This window comes from Nocardiopsis sp. NPDC057823 (genome assembly GCF_042797335.1).
Lineage (GTDB): Bacteria > Actinomycetota > Actinomycetes > Streptosporangiales > Streptosporangiaceae > Nocardiopsis > Nocardiopsis changdeensis.
In genome coordinates this window covers 127,124-152,458 of the sequence record NZ_JBHVLR010000015.1, presented here as the reverse complement: position 1 = coordinate 152,458, position 25,335 = coordinate 127,124, and the positions used below count along the sequence as shown (strand labels likewise).

18 protein-coding genes and 1 tRNA gene are annotated in these 25,335 nt (G+C 74.0%); 11 read left to right on the top strand and 8 right to left on the bottom strand.

Going from position 1 to position 25,335, the window contains the following annotated elements; all coding sequences use genetic code 11:
• The first annotated feature begins 4 nt into the window (after window positions 1–4).
• The 3 genes from ACFVNO_RS22790 (at window position 5) to ACFVNO_RS22780 (ending at window position 9,368) form a co-directional block, all read left to right on the top strand.
• Window positions 5–712, top strand: a complete 708-nt coding sequence (locus ACFVNO_RS22790) for an NADPH-dependent F420 reductase (RefSeq protein WP_378895541.1) — start codon at window positions 5–7, stop codon at window positions 710–712.
• A gap of 282 nt (window positions 713–994) precedes the next feature.
• Window positions 995–6,478: a carboxyl transferase domain-containing protein gene (locus ACFVNO_RS22785; protein WP_378895538.1), complete on the top strand. Its 5,484-nt coding sequence runs from the start codon at window positions 995–997 to the stop codon at window positions 6,476–6,478.
• Window positions 6,479–6,929: 451 nt separating this feature from the next.
• Window positions 6,930–9,368, top strand: coding sequence for a M14 family metallopeptidase (locus ACFVNO_RS22780; RefSeq protein ID WP_355268562.1), 2,439 nt, complete (start codon window positions 6,930–6,932; stop codon window positions 9,366–9,368).
• Between the two features lie 41 nt (window positions 9,369–9,409).
• Here ACFVNO_RS22780 and ACFVNO_RS22775 read toward each other — a convergent pair whose 3' ends face one another.
• On the bottom strand, window positions 9,410–9,814 hold the full coding sequence (locus ACFVNO_RS22775) for a VOC family protein (RefSeq protein WP_355268565.1): 405 nt from the start codon (window positions 9,812–9,814) through the stop codon (window positions 9,410–9,412).
• Between the two features lie 196 nt (window positions 9,815–10,010).
• Here ACFVNO_RS22775 and ACFVNO_RS22770 point away from each other — a divergent pair, with 196 nt between their 5' ends.
• On the top strand, window positions 10,011–11,126 hold the full coding sequence (locus ACFVNO_RS22770; protein WP_378895536.1) for a PA2928 family protein: 1,116 nt from the start codon (window positions 10,011–10,013) through the stop codon (window positions 11,124–11,126).
• Between the two features lie 372 nt (window positions 11,127–11,498).
• Here the strand turns inward: ACFVNO_RS22770 and ACFVNO_RS22765 are convergent.
• The 4 genes from ACFVNO_RS22765 to ACFVNO_RS22750 form a co-directional block, all read right to left on the bottom strand.
• Window positions 11,499–11,572, bottom strand: a tRNA-Val gene (locus ACFVNO_RS22765).
• 64 nt (window positions 11,573–11,636) lie between these two features.
• Entirely contained in the window at window positions 11,637–12,095 is a 459-nt protein-coding gene (locus ACFVNO_RS22760) for a redoxin domain-containing protein (protein WP_355268571.1), read from the bottom strand.
• A gap of 100 nt (window positions 12,096–12,195) precedes the next feature.
• Entirely contained in the window at window positions 12,196–12,621 is a 426-nt protein-coding gene (locus ACFVNO_RS22755) for a DUF3052 domain-containing protein (RefSeq protein ID WP_220560101.1), read from the bottom strand.
• 176 nt (window positions 12,622–12,797) lie between these two features.
• Window positions 12,798–13,208, bottom strand: a complete 411-nt coding sequence (locus tag ACFVNO_RS22750) for a secondary thiamine-phosphate synthase enzyme YjbQ (protein WP_220560100.1) — start codon at window positions 13,206–13,208, stop codon at window positions 12,798–12,800.
• A gap of 129 nt (window positions 13,209–13,337) precedes the next feature.
• Here ACFVNO_RS22750 and ACFVNO_RS22745 point away from each other — a divergent pair, with 129 nt between their 5' ends.
• Together ACFVNO_RS22745 and ACFVNO_RS22740 are read left to right on the top strand one after the other, a co-directional pair.
• Window positions 13,338–14,990, top strand: a complete 1,653-nt coding sequence (locus tag ACFVNO_RS22745; RefSeq protein ID WP_378895533.1) for an alkaline phosphatase D family protein — start codon at window positions 13,338–13,340, stop codon at window positions 14,988–14,990.
• Complete coding sequence (locus tag ACFVNO_RS22740; RefSeq protein WP_378895531.1) at window positions 14,987–16,129, top strand: phosphotransferase family protein; 1,143 nt, start codon at window positions 14,987–14,989, stop codon at window positions 16,127–16,129. The genes ACFVNO_RS22745 and ACFVNO_RS22740 overlap by 4 nt, the downstream gene beginning before the upstream one ends.
• 43 nt (window positions 16,130–16,172) lie before the next feature.
• Here ACFVNO_RS22740 and ACFVNO_RS22735 read toward each other — a convergent pair whose 3' ends face one another.
• Both ACFVNO_RS22735 and ACFVNO_RS22730 read right to left on the bottom strand, forming a co-directional pair.
• Window positions 16,173–17,234, bottom strand: coding sequence for a hypothetical protein (locus tag ACFVNO_RS22735; protein ID WP_355268581.1), 1,062 nt, complete (start codon window positions 17,232–17,234; stop codon window positions 16,173–16,175).
• Window positions 17,235–17,546: 312 nt separating this feature from the next.
• Entirely contained in the window at window positions 17,547–18,761 is a 1,215-nt protein-coding gene (locus ACFVNO_RS22730; protein ID WP_355268584.1) for a helix-turn-helix domain-containing protein, read from the bottom strand.
• 255 nt (window positions 18,762–19,016) lie between these two features.
• Here ACFVNO_RS22730 and ACFVNO_RS22725 point away from each other — a divergent pair, with 255 nt between their 5' ends.
• From ACFVNO_RS22725 to ACFVNO_RS22705, 5 genes are all read left to right on the top strand, one after another.
• Window positions 19,017–19,997, top strand: a complete 981-nt coding sequence (locus ACFVNO_RS22725) for an ACP S-malonyltransferase (RefSeq protein ID WP_378895528.1) — start codon at window positions 19,017–19,019, stop codon at window positions 19,995–19,997.
• 3 nt (window positions 19,998–20,000) lie between these two features.
• Entirely contained in the window at window positions 20,001–20,957 is a 957-nt protein-coding gene (locus ACFVNO_RS22720; RefSeq protein WP_355268590.1) for a beta-ketoacyl-ACP synthase III, read from the top strand.
• 61 nt (window positions 20,958–21,018) lie between these two features.
• The gene (locus ACFVNO_RS22715) at window positions 21,019–21,276 is read left to right on the top strand and encodes an acyl carrier protein (RefSeq protein ID WP_220560092.1); all 258 of its coding nucleotides are present in this window, start codon (window positions 21,019–21,021) and stop codon (window positions 21,274–21,276) included.
• Between the two features lie 127 nt (window positions 21,277–21,403).
• Complete coding sequence (gene fabF, locus ACFVNO_RS22710; RefSeq protein ID WP_220560091.1) at window positions 21,404–22,639, top strand: beta-ketoacyl-ACP synthase II; 1,236 nt, start codon at window positions 21,404–21,406, stop codon at window positions 22,637–22,639.
• 188 nt (window positions 22,640–22,827) lie between these two features.
• Complete coding sequence (locus ACFVNO_RS22705) at window positions 22,828–23,973, top strand: EAL domain-containing protein (protein ID WP_355268666.1); 1,146 nt, start codon at window positions 22,828–22,830, stop codon at window positions 23,971–23,973.
• A 257-nt stretch (window positions 23,974–24,230) separates the two neighbouring features.
• On the opposite strand, the gene ACFVNO_RS22700 is transcribed toward ACFVNO_RS22705, so the two are convergent.
• Window positions 24,231–25,112: an SGNH/GDSL hydrolase family protein gene (locus ACFVNO_RS22700; protein ID WP_355268668.1), complete on the bottom strand. Its 882-nt coding sequence runs from the start codon at window positions 25,110–25,112 to the stop codon at window positions 24,231–24,233.
• Window positions 25,113–25,335: the final 223 nt, after the last annotated feature.

Below are 25,335 nucleotides of genomic sequence, written 5' to 3'. Positions count from 1 at the left end.
GAACATGGGCACGACGGAGCGGACGGGCGCCCCCGTCCTGGGAGTCCTGGGCGCGGGCAAGGTCGGCACGGTGCTGGCCCGGCTCGCCCTGGCCGCCGGGTACCGGGTGCTGATCGCCGGTTCGGGCGACCCCGCCGAAATCGCGCTGACGGTGTCCGTGCTGGCACCGGGCGCCGAGGCGGTGACCGCGGAGGAGGCCGCCGGCCGGGCCGACGTGGCCGTGCTGGCGCTGCCCCTGGGCAAGTACCGGTCGGTCCCGGCCGGAGCGCTGGCGGGCAAGCCGGTCATCGACGCGATGAACTACTGGTGGGAGGTGGACGGGGTCCGCGAGGACCTGCTGGACCCGCGCACCTCCTCCAGCGAGATCGTCCAGGGCTTCCTGCCGGGGTCCCGGGTGGTCAAGGCGTTCAACCACATGGGCTACCACGACCTGGAGGACGGGGCGCTGCCCGCGGGGGCGCCCGGTCGCCGGGCGATCGCGGTCGCCGGGGACGACCCGGCCGATGTCGAGCTGGTGTCGGGCATCGTGGACGCGCTGGGGTTCGACCCGGTGGTGGCGGGCCCGCTGGCCGCGGGCGTGCGCCTGGAGCCGGGCACCCCGCCCTTCGGCGCGAACGTGGGCGCCGGGGAGCTGCGCGCGATGATCGCCCGCTTCCCCGAGTCCGAACGTGGCCGGGCGGTGGTCTCCGCACGCGGGGGCGTCCCGGCCTGAGGCCGGCGCGCCCGGCGGTCGGGGGCCTGCGCCGCCCGCACCGGGGCGCCCGTGCGCCCGCTTCGATGCGCGGGACACGCCCCCGGGTGGGATCGGTCACGTGGAGCAGAGGGACCGGAGTTCCTTTTGTGGAGTTCCCACAAGGTTCGGCCTCAGCTGTGAGTGGTTCGGAATATCGCATGCCCGTGAGCGATCCAGCAGAGTAGATGCACAAGCTAGGAAAGGCGGCCTCCACACCCCGGAGGTCGCCTTCTGTCGTCAAACAATCGGGGAGGTCGGCCGGTGTTCGGTCGTGTCGCCATCGTCAACCGTGGAGAGGCCGCGATGCGGCTCATCCACGCCGTCCGGGAGCTTTCCGCCGAAACGGGGGCACGGATCGAAACGGTCGCCCTCTACACCGACGCCGACCGCAACGCCACCTTCGTGCGCGAGGCCGACATCGCCTACTCCCTGGGGCCGGCCGCGGCCCGCCCCTACCTCGACCACGCCGTCCTCGAACGCGCGCTGGTGGAGACCGGCGCCGACGCCGCCTGGGTCGGCTGGGGCTTCGTCGCAGAGGACCCCGCCTTCGCCGAGCTGTGCGAGAAGATCGGCGTCACCTTCATCGGCCCCAGCGCGGACGCGATGCGCCGCCTGGGCGACAAGATCGGCGCCAAGCTGATCGCCGAGGAGGTCGGCGTCCCGGTCGCCCCGTGGAGCCGCGGCGAGGTCGCCACCCTGGAGGACGCGCTGCGCGCGGGCGAGGAGATCGGCTACCCGCTGATGCTCAAGGCCACCGCGGGCGGCGGCGGGCGCGGCATCCGCAAGGTGTCCTCCGGCGAGGAGCTGGCCGAGGCCTACGAGCGCACCGGCCAGGAGGCGCTGCGCGCGTTCGGCTCCGGTGTCGTCTTCCTGGAACGCCTGGTCACCGGCGCCCGACACGTGGAGGTCCAGGTCATCGCCGACGGCCAGGGCACCGCCTGGGCGCTGGGCGTGCGCGACTGCTCCGTGCAGCGCCGCAACCAGAAGATCATCGAGGAGTCCGCCTCCCCCGTCCTGGCCCCCGACCAGATCGCCGACCTCAAGGCCTCGGCCGAGCGGCTCGCCGTCGCCGTCGGCTACCGCGGCGCCTGCACGGTGGAGTTCCTGTACCACCCCGGGGAGAAGCTGTTCGCGTTCCTGGAGGTCAACACCCGCCTCCAGGTCGAGCACCCCATCACCGAGGTCACCACCGACACCGACCTGGTCCGGCTGCAGCTGCACGTGGCCTCCGGCGGCCGCCTCGAGGGCGCCCCGCCCCGCGAGGAGGGCCACGCCGTCGAGGCCCGCCTCAACGCCGAGGACCCCGACCGCGACTTCGCCCCCTCCCCCGGCCGCATCACCCACCTGCGCTTCCCCGTCGGCCCCGGCATCCGCGTGGACACCGGCGTGCGGGAGGGCGACGAGATCCCCGCCGACTTCGACTCGATGATCGCCAAGGTCATCGCCTACGGCAGCGACCGCGAGCAGGCGCTGGCCCGGCTGCGCCGCGCGATGGCCGAGACCACCGTCGTCATCGAGGGCGGCGCCACCAACAAGGGCTTCGTGCTCGAACTCCTCGACCAGCCCGAGGTCATCGACGCGAGCGCCGACACCGGCTGGATCGACCGGGTGCGCGCCCAGGGCCGCCTGGTCGACCACCGGCACTCCGCGGTCGCCCTGGCGGCGGCCGCCATCGAGGCCTACCTGGACACCGAGGAGGTGAGCCGCCGCAGGCTGCTGTCCACGGCGCACGGCGGCCGCCCGCAGGTGCAGCACGACCCGGGCCGCCCCCTGGACCTCAAGCTCCGCGGGGTCGGCTACCGGGTGCACGTCGCCCGGACCGGCCCGGACCGCTTCCGCGTCGGCGTCTCCGGCGGCGGCGAGGTCCACCCCGCCGACGTCTCGGTGGAGCGCTTCGACGCGTACAGCGGCCGGATCACGGTCAACGGCCACCGGTACCGGATGGTGTCGGCCGTGCACGGCCCGGTCCACCTGGTGGAGATCGACGGCGTCACCCACCGGATCAGCCTCGACGAGGGCGGCGTGGTCCGCTCCCCCGCCCCCGCCCTGGTGGTCGCCACCCCGCTGGCGGTCGGCGACGAGGTCGAGGCGGGCGCCCCGATCCTGGTGCTGGAGAGCATGAAGATGGAGACGGTGCTGCGCGCGCCGTTCCGCGCCCGCGTCCGCGAGTGCCCGGTGTCCGTGGGCGCCCAGGTGGAGACCGGCGCCGCGCTGATGCGCCTGGAGCCCCTGGCCGACGGGGACGAGGACGCCGTACAGGGCTCCGGCTCCGCCGTGGAGATCGACCTGCCCGCCGAGGCCGTCGCCCCCACCGCCGCCGAACGCGCCGAGCGCGGGCTGCGGGACCTGCGCGCCGCGCTGCTGGGCTACGACTTCGACCGCGCCGAGGCCGACCGGGTGCTGGCCGGCTACCTGGCCGCCCGCGCCGAGCTGGGCGACCGTCCCTCCGAGGGCGAGCTGGAGCTGGTCGCGCTGTTCGCCGACCTGTCCGAGCTGAGCCGCAACCGGCCCGCCGGGGCGTCCGACGCCGAGCGCGACGCCCAGGTGCACAGCCCCCGCGAGCTGTTCCACGGCTACCTGCAGAGCCTGGACGTGGAGCGTTCCGCGGTCACCCCGGCCTTCGAGGCCACCCTCACCGCCGTCCTGGCCCGCTACGGCGTCACCGGCCTGGACCGCACCCCCGAGCTGGAGGACGCGGTCTTCCGGATCTTCCTCACCCAGCAGCGGATGGCCGCGCACGTCGAGACCGTGTCCGGCCTGCTGCGCGCCTGGCTGGCCGGGAACGTGCCCGCCCAGGCCCTCACCGAGAGGTTCGGGCTCACGCTGGAGCACCTGGTGGCCGCCACCCAGGTCCGCTTCCCGGCCGTGTCCGACCTGGCCCGCGGCGTCGTGTTCCGCTGGTTCACCCAGCCGCTGCTGCGCCGCAACCGCGCCAAGGTGTACGCGGCGGTCCGCGACGACCTGCGCCACCTGGACCGCGACCCCGACGCCCCGGACCGCGCCGAGCGCATCCAGGCCATGGTCGCCGGGTCCGAGCCGCTGGTCCGGCTCATCGGGCAGCGGATCGGGCGGCCGGGCCGCGACCACGCGCCGCTGCTGGAGGTGCTGACCCGCCGCTACTACGGCAACCGCGGCCTGTCCGCGGTCTCGGTCGGCGAGACCGCGGGCTGCCGCACGGTCACCGCCGACCACGCCGACCCGCGGGGCACCACCCGCCTGTTCACCACCGCGGTGGACATCTCCGCCCTGCCCTCCGCGCTGGAGGCCGTCGCCGAGGCCGCGGCCGGGGCGCCCGAGCGGGGCCTGGTCGCCGACCTGTACATCGGCTGGGAGGACCAGCCGGACGTGGACGCGATGGCCGTGCGCCTGGGCGAGCTGCTGGCCGCCCGGGAGCTCCCGGCGGGCGTGCGCCGCATCACCACCACCGTGGCCGGTGCGGGCGGCACCGTGATGCACCACCACTTCACGTTCCGCCCGACCGACGGCGGCCTGGCCGAGGACCGGTTGATCCGCGGCCTGCACCCCCAGCTGGCCCGGCGGCTCCAGCTGCAGCGGCTCCAGGAGTTCGACCTCACCCGGCTGCCCTCGGCCGACGAGGAGATCTACCTGTTCCAGGCCGTGGCCCGCAGCAACCCGGCCGACGAGCGGCTCATCGCGATGAGCCAGGTCCGCGACCTCACCCCGCTGCGCGACTCCGACGGCAGGCTCATCGCGCTGCCCGCGGTGGAGGACACCCTCAGCGGCTGCCTGGAGGCCATCCGCAACGTCCAGGCTCGGCGGCCCCAGCACAAGCGGTTCGACACCAACCGCATCCTCATGTACGTCTGGCCGTCGGCCGAGCTCGACCTGGAGGAGCTCGACACCCTGGTGCAGCGCATCCTGCCCACCACCGAGGGCGCCGGGCTGGAGGAGGTCCAGTTCGTGGCCCGCCAGCGCAACGCCGCGGGCGAGCTGGCCGAGGTCGCGGTGCGGATCACCCTCGACCCCGCGCGGGGTCCGCAGGTGCACATCGACCGGCCCTCCACCGAGCCGGTGCCGGTCCTGGACGACTACCGCCAGAAGGTGCTGCGCGCGGCCCGCCGCGGCACCGTCTACCCCTACGAGCTGACCGGCATGCTCACCGGCCCCGAGGGCACCTTCGTCGAGCACGACCTCGACGCCGAGGGGAACCTGGTCCCGGTGGACCGCCCCAAGGGCGGCAACACCGCGGCGATCGTGGCCGGTGTCGTCACCACCCCCACCCCGCTGCACCCGCAGGGCGTCACCCGGGTGGTGCTGTTCGGCGACCCGACCAAGGCGCTGGGCGCCCTGTCCGAGCCCGAGTGCTCGCGGGTGATCGCCGCGCTGGACCTGGCCGAGCGGATGGGGGTGCCGCTGGAGTGGTTCGCCCTGTCCGCGGGCGCCCGGATCTCCATGTCCTCGGGCACCGAGAACATGGACTGGGTGGCGGCCGCGCTCCGGCGCATCGTCGAGTTCACCCAGGCCGGCGGTGAGATCAACATCGTGGTCGCGGGCATCAACGTCGGCGCCCAGCCGTACTGGAACGCCGAGGCGACGATGCTCATGCACACCCGGGGCATCCTGGTGATGACGCCGGACTCGGCGATGGTGCTCACCGGCAAGCAGTCGCTGGACTTCTCCGGCGGCGTGTCCGCCGAGGACAACTTCGGCATCGGCGGCCACGACCGGGTCATGGGCCCCAACGGCCAGGCGCAGTACTGGGCGCCGGACCTGCCGGCCGCCCGCGACGTGCTGATGGCGCACTACGAGCACACCTACGTCGCCCCGGGCGAGGACCGGCCGCGGCGGGCGCGGACCGAGGACCCCGTCGACCGCGACGTGTCCGTCTACCCGCACCGGGTCGAGGGCAGCGACTTCACCACGGTCGGGGAGATCTTCTCCGCGGAGCACAACCCGGACCGCAAGAAGCCCTTCGACATCCGCACGGTGATGCGCGCCCTGTCGGACCTGGACCACCCGGTGCTGGAGCGCTGGGCGGGCATGGCCGACGCCGACACCGCGGTGGTGCAGGACGCGCACCTGGGCGGGCAGCCGGTCTGCCTGGTCGGCATCGAGTCGCGGGCGGTGCCGCGGCGCGGCTTCCCGCCGGCCGACGGCCCGGACACCTACACCGCGGGCACGCTGTTCCCCAAGTCGTCCAAGAAGGTCGCCCGGGCGATCAACGCGGCGTCGGGGAACCGGCCGCTGGTGGTGCTGGCGAACCTGTCCGGGTTCGACGGCTCGCCGGAGTCGATGCGGGCCCTGCAGCTGGAGTACGGCGCGGAGATCGGCCGGGCGATCGTCAACTTCGACGGCCCGATCGTGTTCTGCGTGATCTCCCGCTACCACGGCGGCGCGTTCGTGGTGTTCTCCAAGGCCCTGAACCCGAACATGACGGTGCTGGCCCTGGAGGGCTCGTTCGCCTCGGTGCTCGGCGGCGCCCCCGCGGCGGCCGTGGTGTTCTCCGGCGAGGTCGACAACCGCACCGCGCGCGACCCGCGCGTGGTGGAGCTGCAGAACCGCGTGGCCGAGACCAGCGGTGCCGAGCGCGCCGAGCTCAACACCAGCCTGGCCGAGGTCCGCGCCTCGGTGCGGGCCGAGAAGCTCGGCGAGGTGGCCGCGGAGTTCGACCGGGTGCACAGCATCCAGCGCGCGGTCGAGGTGGGCTCGGTGGACGCGATCATCGGCGCGGCGGAGCTGCGGCCGCGGATCATCGAGGCCATCGAGCACGGCCTCAAGCGCTGACCCGGGTGTGAGAGGGGCCCGGCGGGATCTCCGCCGGGCCCCTCCCGTTGGAACGGGCAGGCGGTACGGGCACCGGGAACGGCCCGCTCGCGAGGAGGGTCCGGGGTGTACGCGAGGACGTTCGGCCCGCGGGGATCCCGCGCCGGATCCGAGGCCGTCCGCGGATTTTTCGCCTTACCGTCCTTGACGTCCCCCCGGAGTCACGGAAGCCTCTGAGCGACAGCCGATTCGGGTGCACGACGGTGGCCGCGCCGTCCATCCGGACGCCTCCCCCATGTCCCCATCCCCCTCCCCCGATTGCGAACACGTCGACCCCCTCCGGTGTGAGTGCCGTCCCCGTGGTCCCGCGGCCGATCCCGTCTCGCCCGTCCGCCCCGCCCGACCGGCGGTGGCGCCACTTGCCGCGGGCACCGGGCCATCCGCCCGCTCCGCGCCGAGCGAGAAGGACACCATGGGACACAGGACATGGAGCGGGCCGAGGCGCGCGGGTCGCGCCGGGCTCGCCGCAGGGGCGGCCGCCGCGCTGCTGCTGCCGACGGCGGTGCCCGCGTCGGCCGCACCCGGTACGGCGGTTCCGGAACTGGACGGGCCGTCGGTGGTGGAGGTCCTCCTGGACGGCCGCGACGACCTCGACCGGCTCGTGGAGCTGGGCGGCGACATCGCCCGGCTGGACCCGGCGGACGGGGGCGGGTTCGTCGCCCAGACCGTGATCGGGCCCTTCGACGCGGAGGTCTACGAGGAGGCCGGGTTCACCTTCGGCGAAGTCCTCTACACCGAGTCCGACGCGCAGGACCGCATCGATGAGCGGGAGGAGACCATCGAGCGGCTGCAGGCCGAGAACGGGCCCGCCGACACCCCGCGCGCGCTGTCCTCCACCGACCGGCTGGAGGTCCTGCGGGCGGACTACTTCGAGGGCCGCAACGGCGCCTTCCTGTCCGTGGAGGTGCGCTCCGACTTCGGGCAGGCCGAGGACTTCCGGCTGACCGTGGAACGCGACGCCGGGCCGGGCACCGAGTTCGGCGACGGCGGCACCCAGACGCTGGGCCGGTTCGTCGACGTCGGGGTGTACATGTACCACCGCGGCCAGGCCCAGGTGCAGGAGCGGCCGGACCGCATCCGGGTGACCGGCCCCCACGGCGGCACCGCCGTCGCGGAGGTCACCGAATGGCTGCCCGACCCCCGCGGGCCCGGCGACCCGCTGCCCTACACCGACTTCCTCAACGCCTACATGACCCCGGGCGAACTCTACGACCGGATCCACCAGATCGCCGAGGAGTACCCGGACATCGCCGAGGTCATCGAGCTGCCCCACCGCACCAACGGCTACCGGCGCCACGCGCAGGCGATCCTCGGGGTGGGCGCCGACGGCCGGAACGCCGACCGCGGCGTCATCGTGGAATCGCTCGCCTACGGGCACGAGGGCGGCAACGACCTCGTCGTGGACCTGGTCGACCCCGCCGCCCCCGACTCGGCGCTGTCGGTCGCCGTGGACGGCGACGAGATCACCGTCTCCCTGGCCACCGACGGCGGCGGCGCGGTCACCACGACCGCGGCGGAGGCGGTGGCGGCGATCAACGCCGGGGCCGGCGACCTGGTCCGGGCCTTCACCTACCGGGGCGACGCCGGTGCCGGGACCGTGCGGGCCGAACGCGTGCGGGCCGACGACTTCCTCAGTGCTCCCGAGGACGCCGTCCCCCGCGAACCGGCACCGGTCTACGCGCTGCGCATCGGCGCCACCCGGGACGGCTCCAAGACCGGTGTGCTGGGCTACGCCCAGGAGCACGCCCGCGAGTGGCAGACCCCGCTGGTGACCATCGAGACCGCCGAGCGGCTGGTGCGCAACTACGGCATCCACGACACGACCACCGAGCTGGTGGACGAGCTGGACATCTTCCTGATGCCCTCGTTCAACCCCGACGGCGCGAACTACTCCTTCTACGACGTGCCGCTGCACCGCAAGAACATGACCAACTACTGCCCCACCGACGGGGCCCGCGACCAGTGGGCCGTGGAGCAGGGCGCGCAGTGGGGTGTGGACAACAACCGCAACTACGGCGCCTACACCCTGTGGGACGGCTACTCCGGGGCCTCCTTCAGCTGCACCGGCGGCAGCTTCGCCGGGCCACGGGAGCTGGGGCCGCTGTCGCAGCCGGAGAACCGGAACCTGGTGTGGCTGGTCGACACCCACGACAACATCGACTTCTCCATGAACATCCACTCCTCCGGCGACTACTTCATGTGGTCCCCGGGCGCCTACATCGCCGAGGGGCGCGTTCCCACGCCCCGGCCGACCGCGATGCAGGAGGCGTACTTCTGGGAGTCGTCGGCGGACATCCTGGGCGCGATCAAGGAGCACCGCGGCACCGTGGTGACCCCGGCCCGCACCGGCCCGATCATCGACGTGCTGTACTCCGCGGCGGGCAACTCCGGCGACCACCTCTGGTACGAGAACGGGATCTTCGCCTGGAACTTCGAGCTGGGCCAGGCGGGCTTCCAGCCGCCGTGGGACGAGGCCCACGCCCAGGGCATGGAGTACGCCAACGGCCTGTACGCCATGCTCGGGGTGGCGCTCGAGTACCAGCGGGACCGGTACAAGCCGCGCTCCAGCGCCTCCCCCCGCGCGGGCGCGCACACCGGGCCCGTGGAGGTCGCCTTCAGCACCAACGAACCCGCGGAGATCTACTACACGCTCGACGGCGGCCGCCCGGACTACGACTCCCCCCGGCTGAACCTGACGGGCGTGCGCGGCGGGCTGGAGACCCTGACCCTGGAGGAGACGACCACCGTCCACTGGTTCGCGGTGGACATCGCGGGCAACGTCGAGGGGGGCTACGACCCCGACGGCAGCGCCCGCAACCACCGCCGCGGCACCTGGACCGTCACCGACTGACCCCGGGGCGGCCCGGGGACACCCTCCCCGGGCCGCCCGGCTCAGGCGAAGTCGGCCTCCGTCATCCCGGCGGGATGGCCGGGCGGCCACTGCACCAGCTCGATCCGGTGGCCGTCGGGGTCGGTGAGCCAGGCGGTCCGCATCCCCCGCCCCGGGTCGGTCGGCGGCTCGGCCGCCACGCCCTTCGCGGCGAGGCGGGCGATGACGGCGTCCAGGTCCTCCACCTGCACGACGAGGTGGTTCACGGAGCCGGTGCCCCGGACCGGCCGGGCGGGGTCGTGCACGAGTTCGAGGCTGACGAACGGGTCGTCGGGCAGCCGGAGCATGGTCAGGGCGCCGAACTCCGTCTCGGGCACCCGGCCGACCTCCAGGTACCCGAGCGCGGTGTAGAAGGCGAGCGAGCGCTCCGGGTCGGTGACCCGCAGCCCCAGGTGCAGCATCCGCATACCGGCAGCCTAGCCGCCGGGGCTCTCCGCGGCGGGACGGCCGTGCGGACCGCCTCCGGCCGCGTCTTCCGCCACCCCGGCCGTCGGGCCCGCGCGGCCGTCGCCCATGATGATCCGGTGCGTTGCGGCCGGAACCCCGCGAGGACCCGCCCCTCCCGGACGGGGTTCCCCTTCCTCGGAACGTGGAGGTTCGGCGATGAGCGATCGTGAACGGGCGACGACCGTGCCGTCATCCGCCGGCACGGCGGGCGCCGGGAAGGGGCGCCGCCGGTGGCCGGTCGCCGCCGTGTGGGTCCTGGCCCCGCTGCTGTTCGTCACCGTGGTCGCCACGACCGTCGAGAAGACGCACGGTCCGGCCTTGACACGTCCGTCGAACGCGATCGCCACCGGTCAGACCGCCGACGGGCGCCGGGTCGCCGTCGTGGCGTACGAGACCGACACGTTCCCCAGCCTCGACCTCTTCCGGATCCGGTCGATCGGGTACAGCGTGCAGGCCACCGCGTTCGACCTCGACACCGGGGAGCGCCTGTGGGACACGATGCTGTCCAACGACCATCCCTCGGTCGGGGCCCAGGCCCTCGCGGTCGGCGGGGACCACGCCTACGTCCGCACCGACGACGGGCTCGTGATCCTCGACGCCGCCACCGGCGACATCGTCGCCCGTGACGACCGGATCCGCGGCCTGGGCGAGGACCGCGTCGCCTCGCTCACCTCCTACGGCTACGACCCGGGGGCGCGACTGGTCGTCCTGAAGGACGGGGACGGCACCGTCCTGGGCATACCGCTCGGCTCCGATACGGCCGGCCCCGTGCCCCCGGACGTGGCCCGCCGCTGGGAGGAGGACCTCGCCGCCACCGAACCCGATCCGTTCCTGTATTCCGAGACCATGGACGACACGACGAACCACGAGGCCCGGCTGCCCGGACCCGAGCCCGAACCCGACCCGCTGACCGGCATCGTCCCGAAGACCGACATGCTGCGGGCCTCCTGGGCGCCGGAGGACGCCTGGAGCGCGAACGTCGTCCTCGACCCCGCCACCGGGTACGCGGCGGGCTCCGAGTTCGGATTCGCCGTGTCCGAGGCGTACGACGGCGGCGGTTACACCTACCAGGTCGCCGATCTCACCACCGGCGAGGCCCGGGCGGGCCTCGAGGTCCGGTCGGGGGCAGGGATCACGACGGTCACGGTCGACCCGGCCGGATACGTCGTCATGACGGTTCCGAACGAAGAGGGCCAGGGGCTCCTCGTCGTCGCCACGGCCGACTCGATCCGCACGTCGGTGATCGGCGAGCGGGGATGGCTGGGAACATGACCGCCCCGGCGGCGAAGCCCCCGAGCAGCCGACCACGACCCCGGGGCAAGGCCCCATGTAAGGGATCGCTACCCACCCCGCCGATCCGCGCGGCCCCGGCCGCAGGGGATGCCTCAGGGGGTTCGGGGGTCTCCCCCCGAAAAACACGAAGGACGACCCTGCGAGGCGGCCGGAGGCCCCGGGCAGACGACCACGACCCACGAGGCGCGGCCCCGCGCCGTAAGGGACCGCTCCACCCACCCCGCCGATCCGCGCGGCCCCGGCCGCAGGGGGGTGCCTCGGGGGGTTCGGGGGGTCTCCCCCCGGTAGGCGGGACGGAACGACCCTGCGAGGCGGCCGAAGGCCCCCGAGCAGGGTCGTGTGAGAGTGGAGTGGGCGCGAAGGGACTCGAACCCCTGACCTATTGCTTGTAAGGCAATTGCTCTGACCAGCTGAGCTACGCGCCCTTGCGTCGCAGGCGATCATACCGCTTCGGGACGGCGGCCCGCGCGCCGTTTTCGGCGCCCCGGTTCAGGCCAGGGCGCGCATCTGTTCGAGGTAGGCGTCCGTGTCGCGGGGCTCGGAGACCGGGACGAGCGTGCTCCAGCGGACGACGCCCGCGGCGTCGATGAGGAAGGTGCCGCGGCGGGCGGTCCCCCGGCCGTGGTCGAGGACGCCGTAGGCGTCGGCGACGGCCCCGTGCGGCCAGAAGTCCGACAGCAGCGCGAACGGGAACGCCTCCCGGTCCGACCAGGTCCGCAGGGCGAAGACCGAGTCCACCGAGATGGCCAGTACCGTGCCCAGTTCGGCGAGTTCGGCGTGGCGGGCGCTCAGCTCGGCGAGCTCGCCGGAGCACACGCCGGAGAACGCCAGCGGGTAGAACACCGCCAGGACCGGCCGACCGCGCAGCGCGGAGAGCGCGGTGTCCCGTCCGTACTGGTCCTGGAGGGTGAAGTCGGGGGCGGCGGCCCCCGGAACGATGTCCGTCATCTACTCGTTCGTTCGGTCGTGTGCGGGCGTCCGTCAGCGCCGCGCGCCCGTGGTCGGGACGCGCGGCACCGGATGCGTCACCCCGTACGGGTGATGTCCGTCACCGCTTGGGCACGACCAGGCGCGTTCCCGACCAGTCCGCTCCGACGCTCACCGCGCTGGTCTGGGACAGACCGGAGGTGGTGGCCGCCTCGGCGACGTCGTTGGGGGACACGTGCAGCTCACGGCCCGCCTTGGGGGTCAGGACCAGGATCGTGCCGCCGTCCGCGATGGTGGTCACCACGTCCACGAGGACGTCGGTCAGGTCGCCCTCCTCGTCGGACCGCCACCACAGCAGCGCCGCATCGACGTCTCCGTCGTAATCCTCGTCGACCAGCTCCTCACCGGTGAGCTCGGCGATGGATGCGCGCAGGCCCTCGTCGACGTCGTCGTCGAAGCCGAATTCCTGCACCACCTGACCCGGCTTGAATCCGAGTCGGTCAGCCAAGCCACGCTCGCTCTGTGCCTGGCCCGCGGTCGCGCTCACGAAAGTTCTCCTCCACAGATGGTTTTTCTCAATCTTGCCTGCACGAAGCAGTTGTCACAACGATGCCGGGCCTTTCCCCCGCCCGTCACGTGTGCCGCGACCATCGCTGATGGCCTAGTTCACACGCTAGCGGGCCCGTCCGTCAACGTGTTCCCGCCGACGGCCGGCCCCTCGGCTCACCCGGAGGAGAGGAAGGACAGCCGGACCGTGCGGTCGGGGTTGTCCACGTTGAGGTCGACCACCGCGATGGACTGCCATGTTCCCAGTCCGAGGCGGCCCGAGAACACCGGAACGGTGGTCTGCGGTGCGATATAGGCCGGCATCACGTGCGACCTGCCGTGTCCCCGCGTCCCGTGCTCGTGCCGCCACCGGTCGTCGGCGGGGAGCAGGTCGTCGAGGTTGGCCAGGAGGTCGTCGTCGGAGCCCGCTCCGAGTTCGATGATCGCCACACCCGCGGTGGAGTGCGGCACGAAGACGTTGAGCAGGCCGTCGCCTCCGTGGTCGGCGACGAACTCGTCGCACTGGCGGGTGATGTCGGTGATGCTCTCCGATCCGCCGGTGTGCAACTCCAGGATCTGTGTCCGCATAGCGCCACCTTCGCGCAGGCGGGGCCGTCGTGCAACCATCCCGTTTTCGGCCTGTGGATGGCGATACGGTCCGGGAGGGGCCATACTCGTCCACTACGTGTGCCAACCCGCCCGAAACGAGGGAGAACGGTGACCGCCTCTTTACCGCTGGGACCCGTGCTGCGGCATGTCGGCACGACCACCGCGACCGTGTGGGTGCAGACGTCCGCGCCCGGCCGGGTCCGGGTGGTGGCGGACGGCGGGGTCACGGCGGTCGCGGACACGTTCACCGTGCACGGCCACCACTTCGCGGTGTGCGAGGTCACGGGCCTGGAACCGGGCTCCGCGACGCCCTACGAGGTCTTCCTGGGCGAGGAGCGGGTGTGGCCGGAGCCGGGGTCGGCGTTCCCGCCGAGCACGCTGCGCACCCTCGACCCGGACGCCCCGACCCGGCTGCTGTACGGCTCGTGCCGCACGCCCACCGGCGACACCCCCGAGGGGGTGGTCCGCTACGGGCCGGACCTGCTGCGGGCGACGGCCCGGCGGCTGGCCGCGGAGCCGGTGGAGGGCAACCTGGTGATGCTGCTCATCGGCGACCAGGTGTACGCCGACGAGGTCCAGGAGCCGATGCGCGCGTTCCTGCGCGGGCGCCGGGGGGAGGGCGGCGACGGCCCCGAGGACGAGGTCGTCCACTTCGACGAGTACGCCGAGCTGTACCGGCAGGCGTGGAGCGACCCGCAGGTGCGGTGGCTGCTGTCGACGGTGCCGGCCCTGATGGTGTTCGACGACCACGACATCCGCGACGACTGGAACACCTCGGCGGCCTGGCGGCGCACGATGGACGGCCGCCCCTGGTGGCGCACCCGGATCACGTCGGGGCTGGGCGCCTACTGGGTCTACCAGCACCTGGGCAACCTCTCCCCCGCGGAGAGGGACAAGGACCCGCTGTGGGCGCGGGTGCGCGCCGCCCGGGTCGACGCCGGGGAGGAGGTGGACGCGTTCGCGCTGCGGGCGTACGAGGAGCCGGAGTCCTACCGGTGGAGCCACCGCCACGACATCGGCGGGGTGCGGGTGCTGATGCTGGACACCCGGTGCGGCCGGGCCCTGGGCGAGGGCGACCCGTCGGACGGCTCCCGGTCCATCCTGGGGGCCTCGGGGCACGCCTGGCTGGACGAGCACCTGACCGGCGGGCCCGACCACGTGGTGGTGGCCTCCACGGTCCCGGTGCTGCTGCCCCCGGCGGTGCACCATCTGGAGTCCTGGAACGAGGCGGTGTGCGCGGGCGCCTGGGGCGGGTGGCTGCGCGGACCCGCCGAGCGGCTGCGCCAGGCCCTGGACCTCGAACACTGGGGGGCCTTCCGGTACTCGTTCGAGCGGCTGGCGGACACCGTGGGCCGGGTGGCGCGCGGCGAGCGCGGTCCGGCCCCGGCGTCGGTGCTGCTGCTCAGCGGCGACGTCCACTTCTCCTACACCGCGCCGGCCCGGCACCGGGACGTGGGGGAGGGCGGGTCGAGGATCCTCCAGCTGGTGTCCTCCCCGCTGTGCAACCGGCTGCCGTCGAACTTCCGCCGGATGGCCCGGTTGTCGGCGAGCGCGCCCGTGCACCTGGCGGGGCGGATCATGACGTGGCTGGCGCGGGTGCCGTCCTCACCGCTGCGCTGGCGGCTTTCCTCGGGGCTCTACTTCGGCAACACCATCGGCGAGGTGTCCTTCGAGGGGCGCACCGCGCGGGCCCGCTGGTACCACGTGGTCCAGGGCGGGCCCGACGCCCTGCCCGAGGTGCACTCCACCGTGGACGTGTGACCCGGGGACGACCCGCGGCGCGCCCCGGCCCGGCCCCCGGCACCGGGGCCCCCGACCACGAGAGGCCCCCTGTGCCCCCGCCCTCCCCCGAATGGACCGACCGGATCGACCGGCTCGCGCGCGCCGCCGAGGCCGGCGGACTGCGCTTCGCCTTCCACGCCCCGCCGCGGCGGCTGGGCGGCGGCTCCCAGGACGTGTGGGCGTTCGACGACCTGTTCCTCGGCCCGGTCGTCCTGCGGGTGGCATGGGGCGGCGGCCTCGACCGGGTCGACCGGGAGGCGCTGGTCCTGCGGCACCTGCCGGCGGAGGTGCCCCACCCGGAACCGCTGGGCCACGGCCGCGCGGCGGACGGCGGCCCGCCGCTGGCCTACTCGGTGACGCGGCGGCCGCCGGGCCGCCCGCTGCACGAGGCCTGGCCGTCCCTGGACGCGGCCCGACGGCGCTCCGCGGTGCGGGGGTACGCCGCCGCCCTGCGCGCCCTGCACACCTGGTCGCCCCCGGCCGAGGTCGCCGCGGTGCTCGCCGCCCGCCCGGAGCCCTCCCCCGGCGGCCCGGCGCCGCCCGTCGGCGCGGACACCGTCCCGCTGCCGGTGGAGCGGGGCCTGGCCCTGGTGGACCACGCACTGGAACTGCCGGGTGTCGACAGGGGCGTGCTGGCGGCCGCACGGGACATGGTCACCACCCTGGCCGACGCGGCCCCGGTGGTGGACGATCCTGCCGCGCACGGCCCGGTGCACGGCTGCGCCCGCCCCGCCGACCTGTGGTGGCACGAGGGGGCGCCGACGCTGCTGGGCTGGGAGCGGGTCCGGGCTGGCCCGCCCGACCTGGAGCTGCGGGCCCCGGTGGAGCGGGCCGACACCGCGGCGCTCGCCGGGGAACCGGGGCGGCCCGAACTCCTGGAGGGGCTGGCCCTGCACTACCCGGAGCTGTTCGCGCACCCGCGGCTGACCGACCGGCTGCGCCTGTACTCCCTGCTGCGGGCGGTGCGGCAGGTGGTGGTCCTGCGTCCGCGCGGCCCCTGGTCGGAGCTGCCCGCCGCCGACAGCGGCAACCGGCTGTGGCGGCTGGTCCGGGGGCGCTGGCCCGCGCCGGGGGTGCTGCCGCGGGGCGGGGCGGCGGGAGGCGGGACGGGGCCGTGATCCGGAGCGGGCCGCGGGGTCGGGGCGGCGGCTCCGGAACGGGTCAGGGCTTGTGCGGGTGGGGCCGGGTGGCGGAGTGGCCGCGGCGGGTCTTGCGGACGGCCAGGCCCAGGGCCCCGCTGCCGCGTTCGATGAACTGCCGGGCGGCCCGGTTGACGGTGGCGCGCGGCCCGGAGGCCCCGCGCTTCTCCTCGGCCTCGTCCTCGGTCCCGGCGCCGGGCTCCCCGTCCTCCGCGGCGGAGTCGCCGCCCAGGTGCGGGAGGACCGCGGTCGGCTCGACCTCGGTCAGGTGCGGCAGGGCCGCGGTGGGCTCCTCGCCGTCCTCCTCGGTAGCCCGGGGGGCGTCCCCGGCCGTGTCGGCGCCCAGGTGCGGGACGACCTCGGTGGGCTCGTCCGCTCCGGCCGCCGGCGGGGCCGTCGGCGGGACCACCGGGCGCAGCAGGTCGGTGCGCTCGTTGGCGGCCCGCACCTCCGGCTCCTCGGCGTTCTCGGTCTCCTCGCGGACGGCCTTGCGCCAGGCCCGCTCGGCGAGCTTCTGCCGCATGGACTCGCGGGAGCGCTCGGCCCGGCGGGAGCGCCAGGCCCTGTACGCCGGGGTGGCGATCGGCCAGGTGACCTTGGCCGGACGCGAGAGCGCGTGCCACAGGTAGGCGGTGGTGCCCCACGCCTCCATGGCGCGGCGGGCACGGGTGATGGTGAAGAAGGTGGGCATCGCCAGCAGCATCTGCGGCAGCGCCAGGGCCAGGGCGGCCAGCAGCGGGTACAGCCCGCCGCCCACCAGCGCCGCGGCGGCGCCGATCGCCGTCGTGGACAGGGCCAGCGCGATGCGCAGCCCGGTGAACTGGCGGAACCGGTGCAGCGCCCGGCGGGCGGACACCGGCGGGGCCAGGCCCTCGGGCAGCGGCGTGGGCTGGACGATGAGGGACATCAGCAGCGTGCCCACGCCCACACTCGTCGCCAGCAGGATCGTCCACCCCGCGGCCGAGAACGAGCCGCCCACGAACAGGGCGACCAGGCCGACCGCGAGGAGCGGTGCGGGCAGCCAGAAGAGCACCCGTCTGCGCAGCTCGCCCTCCTGCGTCGGTTGGAGCACGAACTCGGTCACAGGATTGTCGGTCCAGGACCACTTCCTCGGCCGTTCGACCACAGCGTTGACCCCCCAAGAACGTCGTGACCCGACGGTGTGCGCGGGTCCCCGCCCGGGAGTGCCCTCAGACCGGGAGGACCTCGCGCTTCACCGTTACAAAGCTATCCCTTTTCATGCGGTCCCCGGGCGCACACGGGCAGTAATAGACATACCCGGCGCAGGTGAAACTCGGATAAGGGCGCACGCATGGCGGACTAACGATCAGGTTACGTCCCGGGTTCCCCGGAGGACAGGGTCGCGGCCGATCAGGGATGAATGACACATCCCATGTCAACCGTCGGCGGCCTCGGAGAGTCGTCCCAGCGCGACGGCGACCCGCAGCACGAACGAGCCCCGCCCGTCGGAGGGCGTGTGCCCGGTCAGCTCGGCGATCCGGCTGAGCCTGTAGCGCACCGTGTTGGGGTGGACGAACAGCATGCGGGCCGTGGCCTCCAGCGACGACGCGTGCTCCAGGTACACCGACAGGGTGTCCAGCAGCGGTGACCCGGCCCCGGCCAGCGGCAGGTACACCTCCCGGACCAGCTGGGCGCGCGCCTCGGCGTCCCCCTGGAACGCCCGTTCGGGCAGCAGGTCGGCGGCCGACACCGGGCGCGGCGCGTCCGGCCAGGCCACCGCGGCCCGCAGCCCGCTGACGGCGGCCCGCGCCGACGCCCCGGCCGAGCGCAGGTCGGGTACGACCGGGCCGACCACCACCGGCCCCGGGCCGAACAGCCCGGTCAGCGGCTCGGCGGCGGCGCCGGGCAGGTCCTCGGCCGGGTAGCGCTCCCCCACGCCCACCACCACGACCACGCGGCGGCCCTGCGTGCCGGCCAGGACGTCGTGCCCCAGGCGGCGCGCGGCGGCGCGCAGGTCGTCCAGGACCTTGGTCGCGTCGTCGCCCTCGGCGATCTCCCCGGCCACCGTGATCACCGGCGTGAGCGACCAGCCCAGCGCCGACCCCCAGGTCTGGAGCCCGTCCTCCCGGTCGCCGTGCAGCAGGGCGTCGACGATGAGCGCCTCCAGCCGGGCGTCCCACGCCCCGCGGGCCTCGGCGGCGCGGGCGTAGACCTTGGCGGAGCTGAACGCCACCTCGCGCGTGTAGCGCAGCACGGCCTCGCGCAGCTGCTGGGCGCCGCCGGGCGCGGCCAGCTCGTCGACCTGGCCCTCGACGACGTCGATGACGACGCGGATCATGTCGACGGTCTGCTGCAGGGACACCGACCGGGTCAGCTCCCGCGGAGCGGTGCCGAAGACCTCGACGGTGATGGCGGGGCGCCCGCGCCTGGGGTTGCGGAACCAGTCGACGAACGCCGCCACGCCGGACTGGGCGACCAGGCCCACCCAGGACCGGTCCTGGGCCGACATCCGGCGGAACCAGCCGAGGCGTTCCTCCATGCGGGCGACGGCGGCGGTGCCCAGGGCGCCCATGGAGCGCTCCAGGCGGCGGACCGTTTCGGCGCGGACGCGCTCCTGCTCGTCGGTCCCGGCGTTCTCATCGGTGTTCACCCCTCTAGGTTCGCATCCCCCGCCCCCGGGGGCTGCGGTCCACCCCGGCGCTCCGGGGCTGAAGCCCTCCGGACCGCGGCGGGAGAGCCCCCGGGCTGCGGGGATGTACGGTCGGAGGGTGACCCCTCTCACCGGCCTGCGGGCTTGTGGACACACGTCGAACACGGGTTTGTGGGGTTCCCACAAGCACCCCCGAGGGAACTTCGTGTGCCTCCCCCTCCAACCGGTGATCTCCTACAGGGCAAGGTGGATGTCGTGCTTGTAATCGTTGCTCCCGGCCAAGGTGCCCAGGTTCCCGGATTCCTCTCCCCGTGGCTCGAGCTGCCCGGCGTCGCCGACCAGCTCTCCGCGTGGTCGGAGGTCGTCGGGCTCGACCTGGTGCGCTACGGCACCACCGCGGACGCCGACGAGATCCGCGACACGGCCGTCGCCCAGCCGCTGCTGGTCGCCGCGGGCCTGGTCGCGGCGTCGGCGGTCCTGAGCCCGCTGACCTCGCCCTCCCCCGCCCTGCCGGCGGAGGCCTCCCTGGTGGACGCCGTCGCCGGCCACAGCGTCGGCGAGTTCACCGCCGCCGCGGTGGCCGGTGTGCTCTCCCCCAAGGACGCCCTGTCCCTGGTCGCCGAGCGCGGCCGCGGCATGGCCGACGCCGCCGCCCGCACCGAGACCGGTATGACCGCCGTCCTGGGCGGTGACCGCGAGCAGGTGCTGGCGGCCATCGCCGCCGCGGGGCTCACCCCGGCCAACGACAACGGCTCGGGCCAGATCGTCGCCGCGGGCACCACCGCGCAGCTGGCGGCCTTCGCCGAGAACCCGCCGGAGAAGGCGCGGCTGCGCCCCCTGTCGGTGGCGGGCGCCTTCCACACCGAGCACATGGCCCCGGCCGTGGAGCGGGTGCGCGCGGCCGCGGGCCTGCTGTCGCCCTCCGACCCGGTGGTGCCGATCCTGTCCAACGCCGACGGCGCGGTGGTCGAGGGCGGCAAGGAGTACCTGGACCGGCTGGTCACCCAGATCTCCTCCCCCGTGCGCTGGGACGCCTGCACGCGGACCCTGGCGGATCTGGGCGTCACCGCCCTCATCGAGCTGACCCCCGCGGGCACGCTCACCGGTCTGGCCAAGCGCGCCCTGCGCGGCGTCGACCTCCTCGCGGTGAAGACGCCCGAGGACATCGAGCGCGCGGGCGTCCTCATCAAGGAGCACGCGGGGACCTCCGCCGCGGGCACCGACCAGGAAGGCTGACCCATGTTCCCCACCCCGAGCATCCCCGGCGGCGCGGCCATCCGCTCCTTCGGCGAGTACCAGCCGGCCCAGGTGGTCACCAACGCCGACCTGGAGAAACGGGTCGACACCAGCGACGAGTGGATCCAGAGCCGCGTCGGCATCAAGGAGCGGCGCATCGCCGGGCCCGAGGACACCGTGGCGAGCATGGCCGTGGCCGCGGGCGGCAAGGCCCTGGCCGCCGGCGGGCTGTCCCCGGAGGACATCGACCTGGTGATCGTGGCCACCTGCACCCCGCAGGACCAGATCCCCAACACCGCGGCGACCGTCGCCGCCCGGCTGGGCATCGTCGCCCCCGGCGCGTTCGACCTCAACGCCGCCTGCGCCGGGTTCTGCTACGCCCTGGGCGTGGCCGCCGACATGGTGCGCGGCGGCAGCTCCCGCAACGTCCTGGTCATCGGGTCGGAGAAGCTCTCCGACTGGGTGGACTGGGAGGACCGCTCCACCTGTGTGATCTTCGCCGACGGCGCCGGCGCGGCCGTGGTCTCCGCCTCGGAGGACAACGCCATCGGCCCGGTGGTGTGGGGCTCCTCCGGCGAGCGCGCCGACAAGATCCACCTGCGCGAACACAAGTACCTCTGGCAGGAGGGCCAGGCGGTCTTCCGCTGGACCACCACCGAGCTCTACAAGACCGCGCTGGAGGCGCTGGAGCGCGCCGGGGTGGCCCCCGAGGAGCTCACCGCCTTCGTCCCGCACCAGGCCAACCTGCGGATCGTCGAGTCGATCGCCAAGAAGCTGGGCGCGCCCCAGGCACTCGTGGCCCGCGATATCGTCACCGCTGGCAACACCTCCTCCGCGTCCGTCCCGCTCGCGCTGTCGCGCATGATCGGACGCGGGGAGCTCCCGTCGGGGAGCACCGTCCTCACCCTGGGCTTCGGCGCGGGGCTGGTCTATGCCGCACAGGTGATCCGCATCCCCTGAGGCACGCGGCCGAAGATCCGGACCGCATCCCCGTTCACAGAACACACGCAAGGAGAAGAACATGGCTTCCAGCGAGCAGAAGACTTTCAGCGAGCAGGAGATCCTGGAAGGCCTCGGCGAGATCATCGAGGAGATCGTCGGCACCGACCCCTCCGAGGTCACCCCGGAGAAGAGCTTCGTGGACGACCTCGACATCGACTCGCTGTCCATGGTGGAGATCGCCGTCGCCGCCCAGGACAAGTTCGGCGTGGAGATCCCCGACGAGCAGCTCAAGGACCTCAAGACGGTCCAGGACGTCGTCACCTTCATCCAGAAGTGATCGTCCGGGTCGCCGGGGACCGATGATCCGGCCCGGCGACCCGACCGGCCCACTCCGCCGGACCACCCCAGTCATCCGCCACGCCCGGCCCCGCAGCCGGGACCGACCCACGAAGGGCGATCGGATCATGGCAAAGACCGATGTCGTCGTCACCGGCCTCGGCGCCACCACCCCGCTCGGGGGGGACGTCGCGACCACATGGTCCGCGCTCCTCGACGGCCGTTCCGGCATCAGCACGCTGCCCGAGGAGTGGCACGAGAGCCTCCCGGTGCACTTCGCCGGGCGCATCGCGCAGGAACCCTCGGAGAAACTCCCCAAGCCCCGGCTGCGCCGGCTGGACCGCACACAGCAGTTCGCGCTCATCGCCGCCGGCGAGGCCTGGGCCGACGCCGGCTCCCCGGAGGTGGACCCGCTGCGCCTGGGCGTGGTGGTCTCCAGCGGCATCGGCGGCATCCTGACCATCCTGGAGCAGTACGACACCTTCCGTGAGAAGGGCTGGCGGCGGGTCTCCCCGTTCACCGTGCCCATGCTCATGCCCAACAGCCCGGCCGCCGCCATCAGCCTGGAGTACACCGCCCGCGCCGGCTCGCACGTCCCGGTCAGCGCCTGCGCCTCCAGCGCCGAGGCGATCGCCAACGGTGTCGACATGATCCGCGCCGGCCGCGCCGACATCGTCATCGCGGGCGGCACCGAGGCCGCGATCCACCCGCTCAACATCGCCTCGTTCGCGTCGATGCGCGCCCTGTCCACCCGCAACGACGACCCGCAGACGGCGTCGCGCCCCTGGGACAAGGACCGCGACGGCTTCGTCATGGGCGAGGGCGCGGGCATCGTCATCCTGGAGTCGGCCGAGCACGCCGCCAAGCGCGGCGCCCGCGTGTACGCGCACGCCTCCGGTGTCGGCTACACCAACGACGCCTACGACATCGTCCAGCCCGACCCGGAGGGCGCCGGCCAGTCCCGCGCCATCACCCAGGCGCTGGCCGACGCCGACCTGGCGCCCGAGGACATCGTGCACGTCAACGCGCACGCCACCTCCACCCCGGCGGGCGACGTGGGCGAGACCCGCGCCATCCGCGCCGCGCTGGGTGCGGCCGCCGACCGGGTCGCGGTGACCTCCACCAAGTCCATGACCGGCCACCTGCTGGGCGGCGCGGGCGCGGTGGAGTCGATCGCCACGATCCTGGCGCTGCACGACGGGCGCATCCCGCCGACCATCAACATCCAGGAGCTGGACCCGGAGGTGGCGGTGGACATCGTCCGCGACAAGCCCCGGGACATGCCCTCCGGCGATGTCGCCGCGATCAACGAGTCCTTCGGGTTCGGCGGCCACAACGTCGCGCTGGTGTTCCGCCGGGCCTGACCCGGTGACACCGCGTCCGCGGACGCACGGGGCCCCGCCTGCCGGCGGGGCCCTTCTCCTTGTCGGGGGAGGACCCGACCAACGGCCCGTGAAGGTGAGCTGAACAGCCGCGAAAACGCCTTCAGGTACGCAGGGCGTATCGTCACCATGGAGAGGTGACCACAGCGCACTCGCACCGGGCCCCCACGGTGACAGCTCCCCGGACGGCCGGACCGGCTCCCCGTCCGGACCGGACGCCGTTCGGCTTCCAGCCGATCGTCGACCTGGACTCGGGCGCCATCGTGGCCGTCGAGATCATCTCCCCCGCCCCCGCCGGAACCGGGGCCGGCCCGTTGGAGATGCCTCCGGAGGAGATGGAGGCCATCGCGGAGTGGCTGCTGTCCCTGGTGCGCGAGTCCGCCGGGACCGAGAGCCTGCTCCCGCTGGTGCTGCCGCTGCCCGCGCGGACCCTGATGGCCCGCAACGGGTTCGTCGACCTGGTGGACAGCCTGCTGCGCCGGGCCGGGCGGCGGCCCCGCGACATCACGTTCATGCTCGGGGCCGAGCTGGCCGACCTGCCCCGCAAGATCGTCGTTTCGGGGGTGGCGCGGCTGCGCAGCGCGGGCTTCCGGTGCGGTTTCGGCACCGCGATGGTGCGCCCGGACCTGGTCGTCGAGGCGGCGCCGTTCCTGATGCGGATCGACCCGGGCGTGGTCTCGGGTGTGGCGGCCGACCAGCGGCACGCCACCGTGGTGGAGGGCCTGGCCCGGATCGGCCGCGGCAGCGGGGTGTACGCCATGGCCGCGGGGGTGGACACCGCCGAGGACGTGGTGCGGCTGCGCCGCTGCGGCGTGAAGGTGGGCACCGGCCCGTTCTTCGCCGACGCCGCCTGGCGGCCCGGGGAGCGGGTGACCCCGGTGCCGGAGCCGACCGCCGGGCAGGAGCGGGCGGGGGACGAGGGCCCGCGGGTCACCGAGTTCATGGTCCCGCCGGTGGGGTTCGACGCCGACACCACGGCCGAGCAGATCCTTGAGGCCTTCACCGACGACAAGGCCCTCAACAGCGCGATCCTCATCGACCACCGGGAGCGGCCGGTGGGCGTGATCGACCGGACCCGGTTCCTGCTGTCGGTGACCGGGCGCTACGGGCACGCCCTGCACGCCAAGCGCCCCGCGATCCGGCTGGCGGAGTCGCCGCGCACGGTCCCGGCGTGGATGTCGGCGATCGCCGCGCTGCGCGTCGCCGGCCAGGACACCGAACGCGTCTACGACGACCTCGTGGTGGTCAACACCTACGGGCAGTGCCTGGGCGTGGTCCACATCAGCGACCTCATCCAGTCCCTCTCCCGCAGCTAGGCCGTCTCCCTTCGGACCCGCGGGCCCGGTGTCCGAAGCACCGCCGCCTCACCCGGCGCCCTTCAGAGGCAGGGCCCTTCGGTCCCGCGTCGGTGTCCTCGACGGACGGCCCGCGGCCGCGGCCCTTCCTCCCGACCGTCTCCTCCGGGCCTCCGGAACCCCGCCGGTCCGCCCGAAGACGGGGGCAGGGGCGCGGACGGGCCCGGGGACGGCGGCGCCCCGCGCCGGGGTCCGGGGCGGGGCGTGTACGGCCGGGTTCAGCGCAGGGGCTCGGGGCCCTTGACGCCGGAGGGGCTGTTGGTCGGCTGCTCGGAGGCCTCCTCCACCTGGGGCAGCGGGGAGCGGCCCTCGGCGATGGCGCGGGCGATGCGCTCGCGGGACGCCTCGTCGTTGAGGTAGTCCAGCTCGGGGCGCTTGGGCAGCAGGCCGTCGCCCGAGGAGCGGCCCATGGCCCGGCGGCGCAGCCACGGCACCAGGTACTGGCGGGCCCAGCGGCGGTTCTCCCGGCGGCGCAGGATGGCGGGCAGCTGCCGGGGCGGGGTGGTCCAGGGGTCGGTCCACGACTCGCGCGGCCCCATCGGGAAGCCCAGCAGGTCGGCGATGCGGGCCGCGACGATCTGGTGGCCGGTGCCGTTGAGGTGGAGCCGGTCCTCGCTCCAGGCCCGGGGGTCGGTGAGGGCGTTGAGCGCCCACATGTCGACGATCTCGGTCCCGGTGCGCTCGGCGATCGCGCGCATGTGCATGCTGAACACGGCGATGCGGCCGCGGTAGTAGCGCAGCACGGGGATCCACCCGGTGTCGTGACCGGACAGGATCACGGTGCGGATGCCCGCGTCGCGCAGGCGGCGGATGCCCCGCTCGAACTCCTCGGCCAGGTCGTCCAGGTGGGTGCCCGGGCGCAGCACGTCGTTGCCGCCCGCCAGCACGGTGACCAGGTCGGGCTTCCACTCCAGGGTCCGGTCGAGCTGCTCGCCGAAGATGTGCTTCATACGGCGGCCGCGCACACCCAGGTTGGCGTAGCGGAAGTCCGCGGTCACCTGGCCCAGGTGCTCGGCGAGCCGGTCCGCGAAACCGCGGTACTGGCCGCCGGGACCGCTGTCGTCCTCCATCCCCTCGGTGATGCTGTCACCGATCGCCACATAGGACCGGATGGGCTCCGGTCTGCGCGCGGGAGCGGTCACGGGGGGATTCATCTCAAGGTCTGTCACGTCAACCAATCATCCGGCTCGACCGTCCCACGCCGACTGGGCGCCGTAGGGTGCGCGGGTACGGAATCCTGGTACGGGTCGCGGTGGGTCGCCCCCCGTCTCCGAAACACCGTCGACCCCTGCGGCCGCGGGGCGGCCACCCGGCTCGAAGGTC